Origin of the sequence: Brevibacillus laterosporus, assembly GCA_007833815.1 — a bacterium.
Lineage (GTDB): Bacteria > Bacillota > Bacilli > Brevibacillales > Brevibacillaceae > Brevibacillus_B > Brevibacillus_B laterosporus_D.
Genome location: CP033464.1, coordinates 5,539,385 through 5,559,705, shown reverse-complemented (window position 1 = coordinate 5,559,705; position 20,321 = coordinate 5,539,385). Strand labels below are relative to the sequence as shown.

The window sequence follows — 20,321 nt, the reverse complement described above, 5'->3', positions numbered from 1 at the left end:
TGTAGATTACTCATCTGCTGAATTTTGTATTCGTATAGGACCAGCCTCTTGGTTTCACAACTTCATCTCCTTACTTCCCTGCAGATAGGTATACATTCATTCTTATGGAGAGAGGATAAAGGTGGAACGCCCAATTGTGTGAGGAGATATTGTATTCATCTCAAAGCCAAGTAGGAGTAATTAATATCGCAGAAAATTCCTAAAAACAAAGACAAAAACTAGGAATATAGGATGCTTTTACTATATGCGAGAGAGGGAAATAAGCCTAAAGCACTTGTGCTATGACGATTTAAAGCGTTACTCTCATAATAAGGGGAGAAGGATTCATTTCTTGTTAAAATCTTGTTAAAATCTTGCTAATATCAAGTTAAACATTTTATAATATTGAAATAAACAAAGAATAATGTAAGTAAATAATTGAAATTTTGTACCAAGCCTACATCCGGGGAAATGTTATGGACGTCAAATCAATCATTTTAGGCTATTACATTATCGTGAAATGAGCGGCTACGATATAAAGCAGTTCTTTACGAGCAGGCATAGGTTTCTTTTACGATGCGAGCTACGGCGCGATTTATCCCGCTCTAAAAAAGTTGGAACAAGAAGGACATTACAAAAGAAGAAGTGTTACAGACAGGAAAGCCAAACAAGATTATGTATCGTCTGACGCAACAAGGACGCGATCAATTTCATCAGGAGTTAAAGACGGAAATTGAAGGACCGATTGTCGTGTCAGATATGTTAACGCGCTTATTCTTTTGTGATTTACACCCGGCAGAAGATCAAAAGTACTTTTTTGATGATTTGATTGCTTATCAAGAGAAGCGACAGGAGATCATTCGAAACAGTTATCAGAAAAGCGTGGAAGAGTTGAATGAGTATCAAAAAATGTGTTGGAGTTTACCCTACATCAATTAGAAGGCGCTGTTCATTTCTAAAGAATAAAAAACAAATGCTTGATAAAGGGCAAAAACGTAGTTCATACATCATAAAATGGCTACGCTTCCTTTCAAATGGAACAATTAAAACAAAACCTCGGGGATTTTAGTTCCTCGAGGTTTTGTTTTGTGCATTTATTTAAGATTTTCAGGGTTGAGACACTCTAGCTCAGGAAGGACAAAGCGCATCTTTACGGATCAAAACATCATCAAAGTAGATTTCTCCACCACCCCATTCAGGACGTTGGATTAGTACCATATCCCAGTGAATGGAAGATTTATTACCGTTGAATGCTTCATCGTAAGCTTGTCCTGGTGTAAAGTGAATGCTTCCGTCAATTTTTTCATCAAACAAGATGTCTTTCATTGGGTTTTGATATAAGGATTCACCCCAATAGCAAATTCTCCAATGAGCGTGCGCCTTCATCTTCGTCAAAGATTTTGTTAATGCGCTCTGTGTCATTTGCGGTGGCCCAACGATTTTTCCATCTCTGAAGGTCAGCTTCACATTTTCAAATGTAAAGCCTTGGTATGGAGATGGCGTGTTATAGGAAAGGGTACCATTACAGAGTCTCTCACAGGAGCTGTGAAAATTTCACCATCCGGAATGTTACACTCGCCTGCGCATTTAATCGCTGGGATGTCTTTAATAGAGAAGGACAAGTCTGTTCCAGGAGCTGTTAAGCGAACTTTATCTGTTTTGTTCATAAGCTCTACAAGGTTGTCCATTGCTTTGGACTTTGCTGTAGTCTAGATTGCAAACATCAAAGTAAAAGCTTTCAAACTGCTCATACAATGAGCCATGGATTCGTTTGGATAACGCATAACTACCATTTTGTTTCAGGTACACGGATATCTGTAACAGGTCGCTGCAACTGACGGGAATACATACTCATTTTGTCGCTTGGAACATCGGGAGTTCTGTAATGTTTTTACCTCCGCAATATAACAATCCATTTTTTCATAAAAGCAACTTCAGCTTCTCGCATGACAGCAAGATGTTCTTCGTTTGTGTAACAATTCCCGTTGAATGGCAGGATCTTGAAGTTGTGGGTGAGCTTCAGCTTCATATACCTTGCGAATTAAGGCTTTTACTAATTCAGGCTGATGACCGAGGTGAATGAATGAGTACGTGCTCGCCCTTTTGAGCGCGAATGGAATTGTATTGTATGTTTGCGACGTGGTTTCATATAGTATCGTTCTCTTCGCTCATATTGTACACAAAAAAATTTGGAAAGCGAAGTTACCTTGGTAAAAATATTTTTACTGATGTTTATATTCTGAAAATGTGGAAAAGCTGAATGATAACAAAGACATTCACAAAAAGGAAGGGGATGGATATGATGAATCGAGACATTTACGCGTTACAACCCAAGGAACATTTGTATATGACTATTTTTGTGGGAGAAGATTTTAAATCGATTGCTTGGAAAGCGCAATATGATATGGAATTTAACTCTGAGTGCTTGTTCTGTTCCTCAGAAAAAATTACCGGTTATCGGGTAGAGGATGAAATAGGACATTCGGGTAAAATTGCTATTTGCCCTACATGTGAGAAAGTAAACGCTATTTATCACTAATTGTAGGCTATAAGTATGCTGGCATCTTTGGCATTTATCTACCAAATTAAGTGGGTAGATGCCAAAGTTTTCATCTAGTTACAGAAAGTATGACATGTAAAAGTGAAAGGAAACCCCTACAATGTGTAGAGGATACGCTTTTACATATGGGGAAAGCGTTTGTGCGTTTGGAAGTTAAACAAGTACTGCCATCATGTACCAACATACCTTCAGCAGGATTATTATATCCCTCACTCGAAATGGGTGACTTAGAAAAACAGACAGATAAATCTGGAGGAAAGGCAGTTTGAGAGAGGAGAAGTACAGATGAAATATTGCAGCCAATGTGGCAAAGAGATGGACATCGCGCTGCGCAGTGTAATCTATCGCAGTCGGGTGAAAATTCTTAATGTGCCAATTCATGTCTGCAAAGATGAAGAATGTGCTTGCACGTCTGTTGTCGATCTCGTAAAGGATGATCTAAAACAACTGATGAGAAACCTGGGAGACCAACCGGAAGAGCAAGAGGTTGCCTTTGAAGCAATCAGCGAGTTTGCCAATCTACTCGTCATTATAGCGGAACAGAGCGAAGATGAAGAATTGAAAGACAAGATTGATGAGAGAGTAAATGAATTACTTGATCTATATTTGTTGGCCAAGTCACTTCATGCTCAGCAATGGATAAGTGAGATTCAACGGAAGCTGACACAAATCAAACTAGAAGTGTAACGTAACTTGGAAAAAATTTGCCTTTCGCTATCTTTCTCTTTATCATTAATTATCATCTACGTTATTGAGAAGGGAGCGAGTTTATTTGGCATTTCAACAGTTGCAATCCCAAGAAGAACTACAAGCATTCTTAGAGAAGAAAGGCAAACTACTACTGTTTAAACACAGTACAGTTTGTCCGATCAGTACGTCTGCTCATGAGCAGTTCCATGCGTATTTGCAAGCAAACAGCGATGTGGAGGCAGCTGTGGTACTCGTTCGTGAGGCTCGCCCTGTCTCTAATGAAATTGCAGAGCATTTTCAGATTAAACACGAATCACCACAAATCTTTCTAATTGAGAACGGTGCAGTCTCGTGGCATACCTCTCATTGGAAGATTACGAAGGATGCAATCGAGCAAGCTATGAAATAGGCAGACAAGAGAAAGACCCCAGCTATGGGGTCTTTTTTCATGCTATTCCCAGTACAGTTCTACTCTATCCCCACTTACTAAAGGGGTTTGAAAGGAAGCTACTTCATTATTTACCTTCATGATGAAATTGGGCAACTGATTTGTCCCAATAGGCTGAGCGGGAATCTCTACATAACGGAAGATGTCACTTAACATAGGAGCTTCTCCTACTACAGAATGTATCGTTACAACAGCATCATTTTGTAGTTGGGTTTGCATGGTAGCTGGGCTTCCATTAAGTTGTATGTCCATGTGGCCTGTTTCTAAGGATATGAGTTGGTCATTTACATACACGTTCACAGTTTCTTGAACCATATCATCTGGTGTTATCAAATCGCCTATAGTAGGAGTTTCTAGATCATGAACTTCGCAATGAATGATATCTTGTGAATAAACAGAATCCAACAAAGAAGCTTTTTTTCCGTTTAAAAGAATATGTAACTCTTTACGTGGTATGGAATAGGTTTGCTTGTTACATGTCATCACAAACAAGGGAGCTTCGGCTACTTCTTGTATCAGCGAAGCATATTTGCTGGACTGAATAGCTTCTCCGATGGTTTTAGGTAGGCGCATCTCTAGGTCCATACGATCACATAGCAGGGCATCATTTTGTAGGATTAAACTGTCATGTAAAACAATAGGTAGCTGTACAAATTCCTCACCATTAATAGTGAGTGTAAGTGCCATACTTGGATCAATAAGATCATGAGCTACGGCAGTTGCCTCTTTACCATTCATACCAGAGACTACACTAATAGTGTCTCCATCTGAAATGAGAGAGTCCAGAGAGCCTGACAGACCATTGATCAGAATGGTCGGAGAGGTGCCGTGCTCACCTGGAATGATCTTAAGACGTCCGTTTACACTGACTGACATAGCTAGCCCAGGACGACCGTGTAGACGCTTAATATCCATACCAGCAGCTAATAGTGCATCGCCTAATGTCATTTTACGTAGATCAAAGAGTCTTACCTGCGTATCATTAATAGTCACCGTCACATAACGAATAGGCTGTGAATGTGCTGCGAGGGCAATTCCAACAGGTGTTACGAATGCTGGACCATTTAGCAAGGGATGCTCTCCAACAAATTGCTTGATCGCATCTGCTCCTCTAACAGCCACACGATTAGCGGGCAGTCCCAAGTGTTGCGCTACTTTTGTTGGGAGGGTCGGGGTTAAGCTTCCGCCTCCAATTAGCATAACTGCTTGTGGGGCCTTACTATTAAGTTCCAAAATTTTATGGGCGATCTGTTTTGCAAGGGACTCGATATCAGATTCAATAGCCGCAATGACTTGTTCTGTGCTTACATCATGCTCAATTCCCAAAATATCATGGAACTGGACAGTTTCCTGATCATGTAGGTGGCGTTTTACCTCCTCTGCAACAGGGAAATCTAGCAAAAATGCATTCATAAGGGCATCTGTAATCTCATCTCCAGCCGTAGGTACCATGCCATAGGCCGTAATGCTTCCGTCTTCTGTTAATGCAATATCAGAGGTCCCTGCACCGATATCAACTAGTGCAATATTTAATCGGCGCATCGTGGTAGGGATCAACACATGGATGGCAGCGATTGGCTCCAGGGTAAGAGCTTTCATCTCTAGACCACTACGTTTTAGAGCAGCCAATAAGGAATCTACAACGACACGGGGTAAAAATGTGGCAATTACATCAACAGAAGCGTTCGTTCCACGTTGATCGATTAGATTTCCAATGATTTCTTCATCTAAATGGTAGTTGACCACGCTGTATCCTACACAATAATAGCGTGTAATATCCGTCTCATTTAGCTCTTGAGCTAATTCAGCCTGAGCCTTTTGTACAGCGGAAAATTCTAGGGTGAGCACATCATCCCTGGTCAGCACAGGCAAATGCGAGATAGGGAGCTCGAAGCGAACTCGCTTTGTTTTGAGCGAGCGTCCAGCTGCCGCTACTGCTACTTCTTTTAAGGTGCCATGCTTTTGAGACAAATGCTGTTTGATCCGCTCTATTACTTCAGCGACTGCGAGCACATCATGGATTTGCCCATCCAACATAGAACGTTCCGTATGCTCTAAAATGTAACAATCTTTAATTTGAAATTTGTCTTCAAGTGGTTCTACAATAAGTCCTACCACACTACGGGTACCGATATCTAAAGCAAAAAGAGTGTTATTTTGCTTGTCTGCATGTTGTTCTAGCAAATGAATTGACTCTCCTTCCCATCTGGAATGGAAGATTTACGTATTTTCTCTATCATATACTAGCTTCTAAAGATAATAAAACCCTATTAAATTAACCTTTTTCAAAATATTTATGGCTGTTAACAATTACTTTCGCGCTTTTTGGTACTAAAGGGCTGGTCAAACGCCTAATCATCTACTATAATAACAGGTAACTCAGAACGTCTTATGAATAACCATACTGTATTTTGTAAACGATAAGGGAAAAAGTAGAAGGGTGGAGTAGAGATGAGTAATGAGCAGATTGAGGTCATTCGCCAAAAACTGGATACAATTAATTTGCAATTATTAGAATTGATCAACAAGCGTGCCTCTTTGGTTCAGGAGTTAGGCCAAGAGAAGAGCAAGCAGGGCGTAAATCGTTTTGATCCAGAACGTGAGCGTGACATGTTGAATCTAATTGTAGAGAATAACAATGGACCATTCAGTGATGAAGCCATTCGCCATCTATTTAAACAAATCTTTAGTGCATCTCTTGATCTACAAAAAGATGAGGATAAGAAAATTCTATTAGTAAGCCGTAAAAAACAACTAGAAGATACTGTCCTAAACATTAAAGGTGTGGAGTTTGGTGGTAAAGAGAAGGTTCTGATCGCTGGACCATGCTCGGTAGAAAGCTACGATCAAGTTCGTGCTGTAGCTGAAAATCACGTGAAACAAGGCTTACGTGTACTCCGTGGTGGAGCATACAAGCCACGCACATCTCCTTATGACTTCCAAGGACTTGGATTGGAAGGGTTAGAGATTCTTAAACGTATCGGGGATGAATTTAATTTAGTGACGATCAGTGAGATCGTAACGCCTTCTGATCTTGAGATAGCTACTAAATATGTAGATGTTATTCAAATTGGTGCACGTAACATGCAAAACTTCGAACTGTTAAAAGCAGCAGGTCGCACAAACCACCCTATCTTATTAAAACGTGGATTGTCAGCAACCATCGAAGAGTTCATTTACGCTGCTGAATATATTTTATCAGAAGGAAATACGCAAGTTATGCTTTGCGAACGCGGTATTCGTACTTACGAAAAAGCGACACGTAACACCCTTGATATCTCTGCTGTGCCGATCTTAAAACAAGAGACGCATTTGCCAGTATTTGTAGATGTGACACATTCGACTGGTCGCCGAGATCTATTGCTTCCAACAGCGAAAGCTGGCTTAGCAGTAGGTTCTGACGGTATCATGGTAGAGGTTCATCCTGATCCAGATGTAGCGCTATCCGATGCAAAACAACAGCTTACCATCCCTGCTTTCAATGAAATGCTAGATGAACTGTATGCTTCTGGTCTTTACAAGCCAGAGCTTGCTATCGTGAAGTAAAAGCAGAACCGAACCATGTGTAATTCTAGCAGGCCTCTCGTCAGAGCGGTCTGCTTTTCTCTTATGATAGATTAATTTAGGGAATGTTTGTTATACATAACGTAAAGATAAAAACACATGAATTGTTTTCTTCTGTTAAAATTAGACAATATAAATGGACTAGATTCTTTCATTTTCGATCGTGACATATCAGATTGAGAGATAGAAGAGCCAAAAAACGCGAAATTATACCGTTAATAGGAAAAATATAGACCGAGAAAACGGTTGCAACTATGGGTATCATATCGTATTATATGGCTATAAATTTATGAAAATAATACTGAAAGGTATAATTTGGAAAAGATAGGTGGACGTAATATGCCAATTACAATATATGATGTAGCACGTGAAGCAGGGGTATCGATGGCAACTGTATCGAGGGTCGTTAACGGCAATCCCAATGTCAAACCATTGACACGTAAAAAGGTTATGACTGCAATTGAACGCCTAGGATATCGCCCTAATGCAGTAGCACGCGGTCTAGCAAGCAAGAAAACAACAACGGTAGGAGTGATTATTCCGGATATCTCAAGTCAGTTCTTTTCTGAGCTAGCACGAGGAATTGAAGATATCGCTACCATGTACAAATACAACATCATTCTCTGCAACTCTGACCACCGTTTGGAAAAAGAATTGCAATTAATTAATACCTTATTAGAAAAACAAGTAGATGGCTTGTTGTTCATGGGCGCTGAAATTAAAGAAGAACATTTCCATTCTTTAAAAACGGCTTCCATTCCAACTGTTTTGGCAGCTACTCGTGATCCAGAAGGAAAATTGCCTGCCGTGACCATTGATCACTTCCAAGCGGCTTATGATGCTACCCAAGCTCTCATTAGACGTGGGCATAAGCGTATTGCAATCATTACCGGACCAATGTCTTATCCGCTAGAAGGACTCGTACGCTTTGAGGGATACAAACAAGCGTTACTGGATGCAGGTTTGTCTTATGATGAGAATTTGGTTGCCAATGGTTCTTTCCGCTATGAATCAGGCTTGCAAAGCATGGGAGACTTCATGAAACTAGCAGAACCGCCAACAGCAGTATTTGCAGCAAGCGATGAAATGGCTATTGGAGCGATTCATGCTGTACAGGATTTGGGACACTCTGTACCAGAAGATGTGGAAGTAATCGGTCATGACAATGTGCGTCTGGCAGAAATGGTACGCCCTCGCCTGTCTACGGTTGTTCAACCGATGTATGATATTGGGGCTGTTGCTATGAGGTTGTTAACCAAGTATATGAATAATGAACAAGTTGAAGATCATATTGTACTATTGCCGCATCGCATTGAGTATCGTCAAAGCACGAAGGAAATGGCAGAGGAAGAGTAAAGCGTTAGAGGGAGAGATGAAATGATCATCGGAATCATGGGAGCGATGGATGAAGAGATCGCTCTATATCTAGAGGATATGCAAAACAAACAAGCTGTAACAAAAGCGGGTATAACCTATCATATAGGTGAATTTCACGGACAGAAGGTAGTACTCTGCAAATCGGGTGTAGGCAAGGTAAATGCTGCTGTCTGCACACAAATTCTTATTCAAGAATTTCAGGTGAGTCAAGTGATCTTTACTGGTGTGGCGGGGGCCGTCCATCCTGATTTACACATTGGTGACATTGTCATTTCCACAGATTGTATGCAACATGATATCGATGCTACTTCACTTGGCTTTCAACCAGGAGAGATTCCTTATGAGAAAACCTGGTGTTGGATCGCAGATGAAAAATTAAAGGGATTGGCGATGAATGCTGGGCATCAGCTAGAAGATGATATTCAGATCGGTGCAGGACGCATCCTATCAGGCGATCAATTTATTGCAGATCGTAATAAAGTCCAACAATTATCGGAGACATTTCAAGCATCTTGCACGGAAATGGAAGGGGCAGCAGTAGCTCAAGTGTGCTCTATGAATGAAGTACCTTTTGTTATTGTACGAGCGATGTCTGATCGTGCAGATGGATCTGCACATGTTAATTTCCTTGAATTTACGAAGCTTGCTTCCAAGCGATCTTATCAAATGGTGAGCCATATGCTTCGTACTTTTGAGAAAGAGGGGGCTTAACAAGCATGAGTCAAACAACGGCGATTGTCTATTCCACAAAAGGTTGCATCGAGTGCGACATGGTTAAAAAAATGTTGGATGAGAAGGCTGTCACTTATGAAGTGCGAGATGTCATGAGCAGTAGCCAGTATCAGGAAGAGGTAGAGGCATTCGGATTTATGGGGGTGCCTGTTACTGTAGTGAATGGAAAAGCAGTGAAAGGCTACCAGCCTGAAGATATTTTACAAATGTTAGGGGTTTCAAAATAACAAAATAAACTCGGTAACTCATACTTGAGTGTAAGGGATACCGAGATCAGCCAAAGCGGATTTGTATCGTATGCTTCATGCATCGTACGAATTCGCTTTTCTTTTCCAGTAAAAGAGCCAAGAATAACTCATAGTAATGTAAAACTAGATATGAATTGACAAGGATCTTTTTACCATATATACTTACAATAAGTAATCAACTTACTTTTAATTAATTATTGAAAGCTTTTGGATAAGAAATCAGGCAAAAGGGGTTGGAAAGAAATGAACTTTCATGGCTATCCTTATACATTTGTGAGTCAGGTTCATCTTATAATAGAAAATCTAGAACGTTCTGTAACGTTTTACAGAGATATGCTAGGACTTCAGGTTCTCCATCGCACCGAAACAAAAGTAGTATTTACTGCTAATGGCAAAACTCCTCTGGTAACGATCGAACAGCCGGATAAAGTGGTACCAAAAGAACCCCGGACGACAGGGTTATATCATTTCGCCCTCTTAGTACCACAACGTGCCGATTTAGCTAATATCCTATTTCATCTTTTGCAAAAGGGTTATCCCTTACAAGGTGCTTCTGATCATCTTGTCAGTGAGGCGCTTTATTTAGCAGACCCAGATGGTAATGGAATTGAAATATATGTAGATCGCCCTTCCAAGACTTGGATTTGGGATGGTGACAATGTAGGAATGAGTACAGAACCGTTGGATATTGAGGGACTTTTACAAGAGAATAAAGAGCAAGATTGGCAGAGGATGCCAAGTGAGACAATCATGGGACATATTCATTTACAGGTAGCAGATTTAAAACAGGCAGAGGAGTTTTATACGCAGGGGCTTGGATTTGAGGTCACATCAAGATATGGAAGTCAGGCACTCTTTATATCAACAGGGAAATACCATCATCATATCGGTTTAAATACATGGGGAAGTGCTGGAGCACCTGCTCCAAGTCCAAATAGCGTTGGATTACAATCGTATACGCTGGTATTATCTGACGAGGAATCAAGGGAAAGAATGGTTCAGCAGGTAAAAAATATGGGGGCATCAATCATAGAAGAAAACGGAGTAATCATTACGAAAGATCCGTTTGGTACTACTATTCATTTAGTGGTTTACTAACATAGAAATTCTAGGTTATCGTGCCTAATGAAATGGAAAGAGGAATGCAAATTATCTGCATACCTCTTTCGCATTTTCGTAAAGAGGTAACGTATAAATGCCTTCACTGATAGTGTGGAAAGCTTTTGAAAACGAAGAAAGTCCAGATCGTCTATTAGAGATATGGAGCATGCAAGACTGCTTTTCCCAAGGACAAACGATTCTTTTCACTAATTTCACCACGTCTTGGTATCGGCATAAAAGAACCCACATCATCAAATAAACAGGTAGGTAATTCTAAAGGACTGTAAGGAAGCCATTTCTGCAACCATTCTATGGGAAGTGGACCGTCCTGTAGATATTGATCAGTCATCTCACTCCACAACATGGTCCAAGCACGTGGAACAACACGCCAAATATCATAACCGCCTCCGCCAACAGCCACCCATTTTCCTTGACATAATTCATGAGCCAGCTGATGAGCAAGTCGGGGAATTTCCTGATAGATACGCATAGAGCAACTCAAATGTGTGAGGGGATCGTAGCTGTGAGCATCGCAACCATTTTGAGTAATGATGATATCAGGTTGGAAGCCGCGTGCGATTCTAGGGAGGAGTGAGTCATAAATTTCTAGGAATGAATCATCTTCGGTGAAGGCATCCAGTGGCACATTTACACAATAACCAAAGCCTTGGCCATCTCCGCGCTCCGTGACATTTCCTGTACCTGGAAAAAGGTATTTGCCTGTCTCATGCAGGGAGATCGTCATGACATTGGGGTCGTCATAAAAAGCCCATTGAACGCCGTCACCATGATGGGCATCAGTATCGATATACAAGACGCGGGCATTCCAATGTTTGCGTATGTATGCGATTGCCACCGAGCAATCGTTGTAAATACAGAAGCCAGATGCTTTCCCGCGAAAGGCATGATGCAATCCACCGGCAGGATTAAAGGAGTGGTCTGCCTGTCCATTCATCACTACATCGACGGCTGCGATTGTGCCCCCTACAATAAGCGATGTGGCTTCATGCATATTTGCAAATATAGGTACATCTTCCGTTCCTAAACCATAGCTAGCGGCAAGGGGCAATTCTTCCTGTTGAGCACCTTGCCGTTTTACTACCTCTACGTATCGTGGATCATGTACAAGCAGTAATTCATCATCGGTGGCATGGCGTGGAGCCATGATATTCTCTGGGGTCAGTAATCCATAAGCTTGCATGAGATCATATGTCAGTAACAGTCGTTTTTGATTAAAGGGGTGCTCCTCATGAAAAAAGTATTTGGTATAGTCAGCTGAATAGATCAAACGGGAGTTACGAGTCACGAAGGGAGTCCCCCCTGATCGGGTCGAGGACATGGAAGCCTTTATCACGTAACATGCTTGTCACTATACGAGTATCCATGGTTGTCACTCGAAATACCAGATTTTTTTTACCTTCTGAGGCTGAGGGAAACACAATAACACTGCTTACATTTACTTTAGATTCGCGGAAAACGTGGCTTACTTCAGCCAACACGCCGTAGCGATCTTCCACTTCTAATTCTATTTGAGAGCTAGCCTTGTTTACACCAAACAGTTCTATCATTTTATATAAAATATCAGATTCTGTTACAATGCCTACTAATTTGTTTTCTTCGAGCACAGGCAACGAGCCTACTTTGTACTCATACATGGTCTTGGCAGCTTCTTCAAGAAAATCGAGAGGATGGGCAGTGATAACATCTGTATTCATGATTTCGTGTACTGGTTTAGCCATGATAATATGATCATCAGATCTAGCGTATAGAGACGAGGGGAGAGCATCTCGTAGGTCTCGGTCGGAGACAATCCCTACCAGAATCTGATTATCCAATACAGGCAGATGGCGAATGCGATTTTGCTTTAAGAGGGCTAAAGCTTCTCGAATGCTCGTGGTCGCGGTAGCTGTGACTACCCGTTTGCGCATAAAGTCTTCTAAACGCATAGACAAACTCCTTTCAATCAAGAGATAGATTCTTAATACATATAACGTGATTGAAAACGCATGCTGTCAAAGGTAGTCATACTTTCAAGTGGAACACGTTTACCGATACGGGTCATTAGGCAGTTCGCTGGATGAGAGCAGATTTCAGGATCATCGGTGGCCATCCACATCATGCCGACGCTCCCCATCACTTTTTCCATCATTTTGCGATAGTCCCAGACATTTAATCCTGTTCCTTGTAAATCCCAATGCCAGTAATACTCCGTTGTTAAAATAATGTAATCCTCTAACGCATTGTCCATGAAGGCCACTTCTAGCATCTGTTTTGCTATACCACCGTTACGAATTTTGGAACTTACCTCAATAGCTCCTAACTCCAGTAAATCATCCATTGGTATCATGGACCAACGCTCAAGTGGGTCAGGATGTAGGAAGGTGACGTAGGCCAACACCACATTTTCATGGCGTGCTACAATGATTCGTCCTTCTGGCAGTTCAGCAATTTCGACTAGGGCTTCTTGTTGTAGTTTGGGAGCCCGAAATGCTTTTAAACCTTCATCAAATTCCATGCTAGCCAAGTCTTCAGAGCGTACTGGGCCTTCAATTACGATCTGCGTATCATTAACCCATACTTTTTTTTGAAAAAATGTTTTCCTATGAATCATTAGGGCTCACCATCGCTTCCCTCGAATCTTCATGCTTAGTATATCTCATTCCACACAAAAGGAGTCTTATCTTTTCGAAAATTCAATAATCTGTCATGGATGCAAAAAAGACTGCTGGGCTAATCCCCAACAGTCTTTACGTGGTTTGTTAATTTACTTTTGCATGAGCGGAGGGAGCTGATTCACCATAGGTATTAACTGCAGTGATGTAGAAGCTACCCCCAACTTCGTTTGTGGTTAACACAAAGCTTGTCTCGGCTACTGAATCCATCAGTTGATAACTCGTTGTGCCGCTCATAGCATAGTAAACGTTGTAAGCAACAATGTGATCTTTTTCCGGTCCCTTTTTCCAACTAACTTTAACACCATCTGCGGTTTTAGAAGTGCTGACACCTTGGATTTTACCAGGTGCACTTGTAGCTACTGGTGGGTGTGTAGTTTGTCCGCCATCAGGTGGAACAATAGGGTCCACTCCAGTGCCAGATTGGTTGTTGTCAGGATTCGGCTGTACAGGTGGATTGATTTCACTTGGTATGTCTATATTTCCGTTCATTCCTGCACCTGACGTAGATTCATTACCCGAGATGTCGACAGCTGTCACATAGTAGCCATGTTCTCCACTGCGTCCAGCATCGGTATAATTGGTCGTTTTCGGGTCTTTTACAGTTGCAATTTTTTCAAATCCGCCGTTTAAGCTTGTGCGATAGATACGATAGCCGAGTACATCTGCTTCTGGGCTGGCACTCCAGGATATGGTAGTACCACTACCTGATTTGACAGTAATAACTCCTGCTGGAGCAGCTGGTGTACCATCCACAGCTTCACGTGGATCTACTTTTTCTGGCATTCGTTCTGCCCAGTCGGCAGGCTTGGTTCCAACATTGCTGTTTTTAGCGGAAATTTGATCAGAAGATGGGAGTGGTTCTGGGCTCTTAAAGAAGACGCCCTCCGTAACAAAATCATCTGGTGTATTTTCGCGAGCTAGATAGAGAACTTCACCGACTTGAACGACACGCACTTTTTGATGAGAATCGTCCACTTTAGTTGGTACGAATTTTTTATTAAACAAATCGGTAATGACATGACCGGTTTGTTTGGATAGTTCACTTGGTAATAAACCAGATTTACTATCGATTGTTGCGCTGACAATGCCGCTTGGTTTGACAAACTTCGCTGATTTATCGGCAACTTTTGGATCAATTTTAAAGACCTCAGTCATGACCTTGCCCCAAATTTCCATTGGTCGGCGTTGTGCTGAACTAGGAATGGTGGTTGGAACATCATAGCCTGTCCATACACCAAGTGTAACATCTGGTGTGTACCCTACGAACCAAAGATCCAAAGAATCATTGGTAGTTCCTGTTTTTCCTGCTATATCAACTCCCTGTGGTACATATCTTCGTACAGAAGCACCAGTACCAGAGTTAACTACGGTACGCATCATGTCTGTCATCAGATAGGAGGTCTGCGGGCTAAATACCTTCACTGGCGTGACATTGTGTTCAAAAACGACATTTCCACGACTGTCTACGATTTTTTGAATCATGTAGGCATCTACAAAATTTCCATCATTGGCAAATGTAGAAAATGCATTTGTTATCTCTTCACTGTTCAGACCATAGGCTAGTCCACCAATAACTCCGGTAGCTGCATAATTATCGCTTTCCACCAGTGTAGTGACACCCATTTTCTTCACATAGTCTAAAGCGGTTGGAATTCCCACTTTGAGATAGGTTTTAATAGCTGGTACGTTCCAAGATTGACGCAGAGCTTCACGAGCGCTCATCATACCATGATATTTGCGATCCCAGTTAAGTGGCAAGTGAGTACCCTTGCTTCCATCTGCCAACAGTACAGGAGAATCGTCAATAGGACTACCAGGCTGTAAAAGCCCCAATTCAATTGCTGGTGCATATGCAGCGATTGGTTTCATCGCCGAACCTGGTTGTCGTGGTGCGGTTGCGTGATTGGTCTGCTCTACATTAAAATCACGTCCACCCATCATGCCGATTATCGCGCCTGTCTTGTTGTCAATGAGCGTTGCCCCTACTTCCTCCAAGGCGTTTTCGATCTTTTCTTTTTTTCCACCGCGCGTCACAGAGTAAGTACGATTACTACCAAAGTTTTCCGGATTGGCAGCGATCTTCTCCATGGCGTTGTTGATATCTTTGTGTACAGTGGTGTACACATGATAACCCTTTTGTAGAATTTGACGTCGTTGCTCTTCTAGAAGCTGACGATATTCATTACGTCCAATCTGAGACTTATCACGGCCGTCTTTTAATAGCTTTTGGTCCAATAGAACTTCTGCTGTACGTTCCTCAATTTCCATCATGAGGAATGGATGCTCAGCGTACGCACGTTTTTCCGGTTTAGCGAGCTGTGCCTGTAAATTAGTGGAGAGAACCTGTTGTTGCTGAGCAGATGTTATGTAATTGTTCTCTCTCATCCGTTCGAGCACCATTTTCTGGCGCTCCAGTCCACGACGGTACCCTTCTTTGTTAAAAGGAGAGTAGGCGATAGGACTTTGTGGAAGCCCAGCCAAATAAGAGGCTTCTGCTAGATCAAGATTACTTGCATCTTTGCCAAAAATCCCTTTTGCAGCTGCTTGAACGCCATAAATGTTGGAGCCATTGGCGTCCTTACCAAAATATACGTCATTCATGTAAGCTTCCAAAATCTGATCCTTGGTAAACATTCTTTCAATTCGTATCGCATGAAGAATTTCTTTTGCTTTTCGTTTATGACTTACTTCAGGTGAGAGGATGGTACGTTTAATCAATTGTTGTGTAAGAGTACTACCACCTGTTATGACACTTTGTTTGGTAATCTCCTGAATGGTTCCACGTAAGGTGGACTGAACAACAATTCCATTATGTTCATAGAAATACTTATCCTCTGTAGCAATGATTGCGTTAATGAGAGAAGGTGAAATCTCCGAAATTTTAACCATCCGGCGATCTTCTCCCTTGGCTCGAAGCTGACCGATCAAGGAACCATCTTGATAGTAGGCAAACCCTGTCTGAAACTTGCTAAACAAGAGTTCTTGAATTTCATCTTTGCTTCGGATCGGTTCATCTTTCACAAGAGCAGCTATGTAGCCCGTAGCAATCCCGCCTGCGAGAAAAAGCCCCATAAATCCTAACAAAAGACAGAATGTAAGAACTACTAGTATAGGGTTCTTCTTTCTGCCGCGTTGCCCTATTTTACGCCTAGGCCTCTTGGCAGAAGCATCTTTATTCTGCATATAAGTCCTTTCCCCCTTAAAAGATCAGCCCCATTATACCATAAGTAAAAATACTGGGGTAGAATCATGTCGAGCCCTAGATAATCTGGCTGAAAAATGACCGAAAACCATGAATTATGGCGTTTTTTTGGTCAGAATAAATTCCACACTCGGTGGTATTTCTCTTATGTGTGGAAAAATAGAACGCAGAGTAATTTTTCCATTCAGATAAGAGATTGTGATGGTTTTCATTCTAGGATATGTCTCTGTAGTAGGTACTTCTTCATAGCTAGATTCTGCGTTCAAATAAGCTATTATTGCACAAACGGAAGCTCCCCCATATAATTGACGCAAATTTTTCGTCCAGGTTTCGGAATTCCAGTCTGATGGCGTAATTTTGATGTTTTCTGACTTTAAATCATGGATAGCTGACATGACTAAATCGCCGTTAGCTTCTCGTAAACCACGTTCGAAAAGAACGTTTGAGTGGTCAGATGGAAATCCTTTCTGGTATTTGGTCAGGAGCAGGTTCCGTATTTTTTTTGAGGATGAGTCTGAATCTGAATATTCCCTTTTTTGGTGGCGTTTTATATCCCTCCATATTTGGGTTTTTTATAACGATCATTGTAAGCGTAAATACAAAAAAGCTCCACACCCAAAGGATGTGAAGCTTGATGTTTCCAAGTAAAGACTAACGGCTGTACCACTCAACGATCAGAGTTTCGTTGATTTCAGCAGGCATTTCAGAACGGTCTGGTAGACGTGTGAAAGTACCTTCTACTTTGTTATCATCGAAAGTGATGAAGTTTGGCACGAAATTGCGAGCTTCCAAAGATTCTTTCACGATTGTAAGACCACGAGATTTTTCACGAAGAGTGATTACGTCTCCTGGTTGTACACGGTAAGAAGCGATGTCAACTTTTTTACCATTAACAGTCATGTGACCATGGTTAACCAACTGACGAGCAGCTGGGCGAGTTGCAGCAAAGCCCATACGGTAAACTACGTTATCAAGGCGGGATTCAAGAAGCTTCATGAAGTCCTCACCCAATACGCCTCTCATTTTTTGAGCGTGTTCGAAAGTGCGACGGAATTGCTTCTCGTTTACACCGAACATGTGACGTAGTTTTTGTTTTTCTTGCAACTGGATACCGTACTCAGTCAATTTACGACGACTTTGTCCGTGTTGTCCTGGTGCGAAGTTGCGTTTAAGATCTTTTCCTGTTCCATCTAGAGAGATACCTAGACGGCGAGCCAGTTTGTGGCGTGGTCCTGTATAACGAGACATGTATTCATTCTCCTTTAATATGGATTCGCAGGTGTTTACTTCCAGAAGGCAAGTTTCATCTTCATACACGAACTTCAGACGGTAGCGTTTCTGCATCGTGCTCCTCTTGAAAAACAGCCGCAGTCAAAAGGCAAAAGGGGGGTGAAACTAAGAAGCAAGCCTCGTAGTCCTTCTGTTTTTACCTACAATCAATGCTACCCTATTCAAACATAACTCTTATTCTATATGTTGGTTCTAGGTAAAGTCAAGAGATTGCCTTAGAATAATGGTCGGAATTAGCTGGGAAAATCGAGTTTACTGTAGGGCTAATGACGATATGGAACGAGCAGAGCTTCTTCAGCCCCTCTTTTATTATAAACGTCTAAGAATTTCAGGAAAGAAATAGCTACTTCTTCTCGAGTGATGGATGCATCTGGCTTAAAGCTTTGATTTGTGGTGTCCATAATACCAAGTGCGGTTACGATTGAAATAGAACCCTTTTCCTTTGAACTGGCTGTGTCCGTTGTAGGTGATACAAAGAGATTAGGCAACTGGGCTAGGGAATGATAGCCTAGGGCTCGGTCCCCTGGTTCTGTGCGGCTTAATTCAACAAGTTTATTTGTATAAGGATTGATCCATTTACCAGTAACTGCGTCTAGAGTATAGCTTTGTTGCAATCTCTTTTCACTTGGCTGTACAGTATAAACTAATGTGATAGATGGGGGAGTTGAAGCTTGTTGTTCTTTACTTCTGTTTTCTTCATTATTAATTTGATAAGATAACTCTATTTCCAATTCCTGTAGCCATTTTTCTTTTGCTTCTTCTAGAGATAGGTGAGATGGTAAATGTTCAGGAAAGTTGTCTTGATAGGCTGATGAATAAAATAATAGTAAGTTCCCGGTCTTCTGATCTAAGGTGACTGTAGCAGTATCTGGAAAAAATTCCACCCCCTGTATATAACGCTTGAAATGGATATCCATCTCATCAGCTTCATGTTTGTTTGCTTCCCCATTGCTTTTCGTCACGTCTAGATATAGAGTTTCAGCTTGATAAGGGGCTAACCTTTGGACTGTTTCCAGAGCTATTTTCTGTAATTTTTCTGGAGCAAGAGGAGCTTTGCTTGCGTTTTCTTTAGATAATTTTTCTCTAAAGGGGAGTAAAGTGTAATTTAGTACGTTACCATTTCTTGCATCAAGAGTAATCTCTATTTCGTCATTACTATCTTTTGGATCATTCCTTTCAAAATAGAGCTCCCAAGCAGCTATTTCTTTTATATATTGCTTCCGATAGCTTACTCGTGTTAATTTCCAATCCTTCAGTTTCAAGTTTTTCTCTGCTAATTCTACTGCTTGTGTCTGAGTTAAGGATGTCTTTTTTTGCAAAGGAGCAAGTGGTTTGTTTGATACCGGTATATATTTTTGTGAAGAATCAGAAAAAAGTGCTGGTGGTTCTTGTACGAATTGACCAGTAATTGCGTTTATGACTAGTTTTGGTTCATAATCATAAACCAGTTGGGGTGCAATCGTTTCGTCTTGCTTAGAAAATAGTACGTTATATCCTAGTCTCAGGAATGGGCTTTGTTTAAAAATATGGGTAGCTTCCTCCAGAGATATCTTTTTTGTAGCGGGAGGAAAAATCAGATCTTCATGCCATTTTAAGGAATAGTCTACGACCTTACCATCAGGGCTGACCTCCAAATCAATGGAGTCATCAGGGAAGGGTACTCCATTAACTTGTCTTGTGTATGAAAAAAGGTATTTTTTAGAAGGGAGTGGTTCTCTGGTAACTGAAGTAGCATCAGGCTGCAAGGAAATGCTGGATAGATGCTTACTGGCGTATTGACGTAGAAATACTTCAGCTATCTGCTGAGCTTGTTCTCGTGAGATTAGTTTTTTACTTTGGTTTTCTAAGGATGAGGGTCAGATAAGAAATAATTAACTAGCTCTCCAGTGTTCGTATCAATAGCGACATGTAATTTTAAGGAGTTTCTTGGGTCAGTGTGTTCACTACTCTCCCAAAAAAAGCTCCAAACGGAAGGAGAATCACTACCTTCACGGGACTTGAGAGAGCTACCGGAAAGAACTGGTTTCATGCTAGACCATGCCTTTACGAACTCAGACGCAATAGAGAGGGCTTGTTCTTTCGTTAATTTTGATGTGCTAACATTTTGAGCTATAAGCTGTACATCTCGTTGAGTCAATTTTGATTTTGTGGTAGCCTCCACAATTGATCCGGGAAGTAGTAATATTCCTGATAAACCAAGCAAGACCACTGGACGTATCCATGAATGCATAAATAAAAGCCTCCTAATTTGAAATGGGTAATGTACTTACAGTGGATCGCCATATTATAGAAGTGAATAAACAAGGAGGTAAATGATGACGCTCCATAAAGAGTAAGACGAAAGAGGAGTTTGAGCGTTTCAGTGGAAACTTAAAAATAGGAAAAATGTGTTATTAGATTTTGAAGATTCTAGTATCTCATGAATATATCCATTATAATTAGAATGGATATATTC

18 protein-coding genes and 2 pseudogenes are annotated in these 20,321 nt (G+C 41.2%); 10 read left to right on the top strand and 10 right to left on the bottom strand.

Annotated features, from left to right (window positions below):
- Positions 1 to 455 precede the first annotated feature (455 nt).
- Positions 456 to 938: pseudogene (locus tag EEL30_27285) on the top strand (PadR family transcriptional regulator).
- A gap of 169 nt (positions 939 to 1,107) precedes the next feature.
- Here the strand turns inward: EEL30_27285 and EEL30_27280 are convergent.
- Positions 1,108 to 1,446, bottom strand: coding sequence for a hypothetical protein (locus EEL30_27280; protein ID QDX95633.1), 339 nt, complete (start codon positions 1,444 to 1,446; stop codon positions 1,108 to 1,110).
- Positions 1,443 to 1,667, bottom strand: coding sequence for a hypothetical protein (locus EEL30_27275; GenBank protein ID QDX95632.1), 225 nt, complete (start codon positions 1,665 to 1,667; stop codon positions 1,443 to 1,445). The genes EEL30_27280 and EEL30_27275 overlap by 4 nt, the downstream gene beginning before the upstream one ends.
- A gap of 197 nt (positions 1,668 to 1,864) precedes the next feature.
- Here EEL30_27275 and EEL30_27270 point away from each other — a divergent pair, with 197 nt between their 5' ends.
- The 4 genes from EEL30_27270 to ytxJ all read left to right on the top strand — a co-directional run bounded on the left by EEL30_27270 (position 1,865) and on the right by ytxJ (position 3,638).
- On the top strand, positions 1,865 to 2,062 hold the full coding sequence (locus tag EEL30_27270) for a hypothetical protein (protein ID QDX95631.1): 198 nt from the start codon (positions 1,865 to 1,867) through the stop codon (positions 2,060 to 2,062).
- A 219-nt stretch (positions 2,063 to 2,281) separates the two neighbouring features.
- Positions 2,282 to 2,518, top strand: coding sequence for a hypothetical protein (locus EEL30_27265; protein QDX95630.1), 237 nt, complete (start codon positions 2,282 to 2,284; stop codon positions 2,516 to 2,518).
- Between the two features lie 306 nt (positions 2,519 to 2,824).
- On the top strand, positions 2,825 to 3,226 hold the full coding sequence (locus EEL30_27260; GenBank protein QDX95629.1) for a hypothetical protein: 402 nt from the start codon (positions 2,825 to 2,827) through the stop codon (positions 3,224 to 3,226).
- Positions 3,227 to 3,311: 85 nt separating this feature from the next.
- Positions 3,312 to 3,638, top strand: a complete 327-nt coding sequence (gene ytxJ / locus EEL30_27255) for a bacillithiol system redox-active protein YtxJ (protein QDX95628.1) — start codon at positions 3,312 to 3,314, stop codon at positions 3,636 to 3,638.
- Between the two features lie 42 nt (positions 3,639 to 3,680).
- Here the strand turns inward: ytxJ and EEL30_27250 are convergent, their stop codons facing one another.
- Positions 3,681 to 5,861: a cell division protein FtsA gene (locus EEL30_27250; GenBank protein QDX95627.1), complete on the bottom strand. Its 2,181-nt coding sequence runs from the start codon at positions 5,859 to 5,861 to the stop codon at positions 3,681 to 3,683.
- A gap of 267 nt (positions 5,862 to 6,128) precedes the next feature.
- On the opposite strand from EEL30_27250, the gene aroF reads away from it, so the two are divergent.
- From aroF to EEL30_27225, 5 genes are all read left to right on the top strand, one after another.
- The gene (aroF, locus tag EEL30_27245; GenBank protein QDX95626.1) at positions 6,129 to 7,223 is read left to right on the top strand and encodes a 3-deoxy-7-phosphoheptulonate synthase; all 1,095 of its coding nucleotides are present in this window, start codon (positions 6,129 to 6,131) and stop codon (positions 7,221 to 7,223) included.
- A 357-nt stretch (positions 7,224 to 7,580) separates the two neighbouring features.
- Complete coding sequence (ccpA, locus tag EEL30_27240) at positions 7,581 to 8,597, top strand: catabolite control protein A (protein ID QDX95625.1); 1,017 nt, start codon at positions 7,581 to 7,583, stop codon at positions 8,595 to 8,597.
- A gap of 21 nt (positions 8,598 to 8,618) precedes the next feature.
- Entirely contained in the window at positions 8,619 to 9,329 is a 711-nt protein-coding gene (locus tag EEL30_27235) for a 5'-methylthioadenosine/adenosylhomocysteine nucleosidase (protein ID QDX95624.1), read from the top strand.
- A gap of 5 nt (positions 9,330 to 9,334) precedes the next feature.
- Positions 9,335 to 9,577, top strand: a complete 243-nt coding sequence (locus EEL30_27230) for a glutaredoxin family protein (GenBank protein QDX95623.1) — start codon at positions 9,335 to 9,337, stop codon at positions 9,575 to 9,577.
- Between the two features lie 264 nt (positions 9,578 to 9,841).
- Entirely contained in the window at positions 9,842 to 10,696 is an 855-nt protein-coding gene (locus tag EEL30_27225; protein ID QDX95622.1) for a VOC family protein, read from the top strand.
- 154 nt (positions 10,697 to 10,850) lie between these two features.
- On the opposite strand, the gene EEL30_27220 is transcribed toward EEL30_27225, so the two are convergent.
- From EEL30_27220 to EEL30_27190, 7 genes and pseudogenes are all read right to left on the bottom strand, one after another.
- Complete coding sequence (locus EEL30_27220) at positions 10,851 to 12,005, bottom strand: acetoin utilization protein AcuC (GenBank protein QDX95621.1); 1,155 nt, start codon at positions 12,003 to 12,005, stop codon at positions 10,851 to 10,853.
- Complete coding sequence (locus tag EEL30_27215; GenBank protein QDX95620.1) at positions 11,995 to 12,645, bottom strand: CBS domain-containing protein; 651 nt, start codon at positions 12,643 to 12,645, stop codon at positions 11,995 to 11,997. The genes EEL30_27220 and EEL30_27215 overlap by 11 nt, the downstream gene beginning before the upstream one ends.
- 32 nt (positions 12,646 to 12,677) lie before the next feature.
- The gene (locus EEL30_27210; protein ID QDX95619.1) at positions 12,678 to 13,310 is read right to left on the bottom strand and encodes an N-acetyltransferase; all 633 of its coding nucleotides are present in this window, start codon (positions 13,308 to 13,310) and stop codon (positions 12,678 to 12,680) included.
- 148 nt (positions 13,311 to 13,458) lie between these two features.
- Complete coding sequence (locus EEL30_27205; protein QDX95618.1) at positions 13,459 to 16,557, bottom strand: penicillin-binding protein; 3,099 nt, start codon at positions 16,555 to 16,557, stop codon at positions 13,459 to 13,461.
- Positions 16,558 to 16,671: 114 nt separating this feature from the next.
- Complete coding sequence (locus tag EEL30_27200) at positions 16,672 to 16,971, bottom strand: hypothetical protein (GenBank protein QDX95617.1); 300 nt, start codon at positions 16,969 to 16,971, stop codon at positions 16,672 to 16,674.
- A 256-nt stretch (positions 16,972 to 17,227) separates the two neighbouring features.
- The gene (locus EEL30_27195; protein ID QDX95903.1) at positions 17,228 to 17,824 is read right to left on the bottom strand and encodes a 30S ribosomal protein S4; all 597 of its coding nucleotides are present in this window, start codon (positions 17,822 to 17,824) and stop codon (positions 17,228 to 17,230) included.
- Positions 17,825 to 18,129: 305 nt separating this feature from the next.
- Positions 18,130 to 20,096: pseudogene (locus EEL30_27190) on the bottom strand (peptidase).
- Positions 20,097 to 20,321 lie beyond the last annotated feature (225 nt).

Bases quoted from the DNA above. Each gene is read 5' to 3' on its own strand.
- ccpA (QDX95625.1), top strand. From the start codon at position 7,581: ATGCCAATTACAATATATGATGTAGCACGTGAAGCAGGGGTATCGATG.
- EEL30_27230 (QDX95623.1), top strand. From the start codon at position 9,335: ATGAGTCAAACAACGGCGATTGTCTATTCCACAAAAGGTTGCATCGAG.
- EEL30_27205 (QDX95618.1), bottom strand. From the start codon at position 16,557: ATGCAGAATAAAGATGCTTCTGCCAAGAGGCCTAGGCGTAAAATAGGG.
- EEL30_27225 (QDX95622.1), top strand. From the start codon at position 9,842: ATGAACTTTCATGGCTATCCTTATACATTTGTGAGTCAGGTTCATCTT.
- EEL30_27260 (QDX95629.1), top strand. From the start codon at position 2,825: ATGAAATATTGCAGCCAATGTGGCAAAGAGATGGACATCGCGCTGCGC.
- EEL30_27275 (QDX95632.1), bottom strand. From the start codon at position 1,667: ATGGACAACCTTGTAGAGCTTATGAACAAAACAGATAAAGTTCGCTTA.
- EEL30_27235 (QDX95624.1), top strand. From the start codon at position 8,619: ATGATCATCGGAATCATGGGAGCGATGGATGAAGAGATCGCTCTATAT.
- EEL30_27200 (QDX95617.1), bottom strand. From the start codon at position 16,971: ATGTCAGCTATCCATGATTTAAAGTCAGAAAACATCAAAATTACGCCA.
- EEL30_27265 (QDX95630.1), top strand. From the start codon at position 2,282: ATGAATCGAGACATTTACGCGTTACAACCCAAGGAACATTTGTATATG.
- EEL30_27195 (QDX95903.1), bottom strand. From the start codon at position 17,824: ATGTCTCGTTATACAGGACCACGCCACAAACTGGCTCGCCGTCTAGGT.
- aroF (QDX95626.1), top strand. From the start codon at position 6,129: ATGAGTAATGAGCAGATTGAGGTCATTCGCCAAAAACTGGATACAATT.
- EEL30_27210 (QDX95619.1), bottom strand. From the start codon at position 13,310: ATGATTCATAGGAAAACATTTTTTCAAAAAAAAGTATGGGTTAATGAT.
- EEL30_27215 (QDX95620.1), bottom strand. From the start codon at position 12,645: ATGCGTTTAGAAGACTTTATGCGCAAACGGGTAGTCACAGCTACCGCG.
- EEL30_27270 (QDX95631.1), top strand. From the start codon at position 1,865: ATGTTTTTACCTCCGCAATATAACAATCCATTTTTTCATAAAAGCAAC.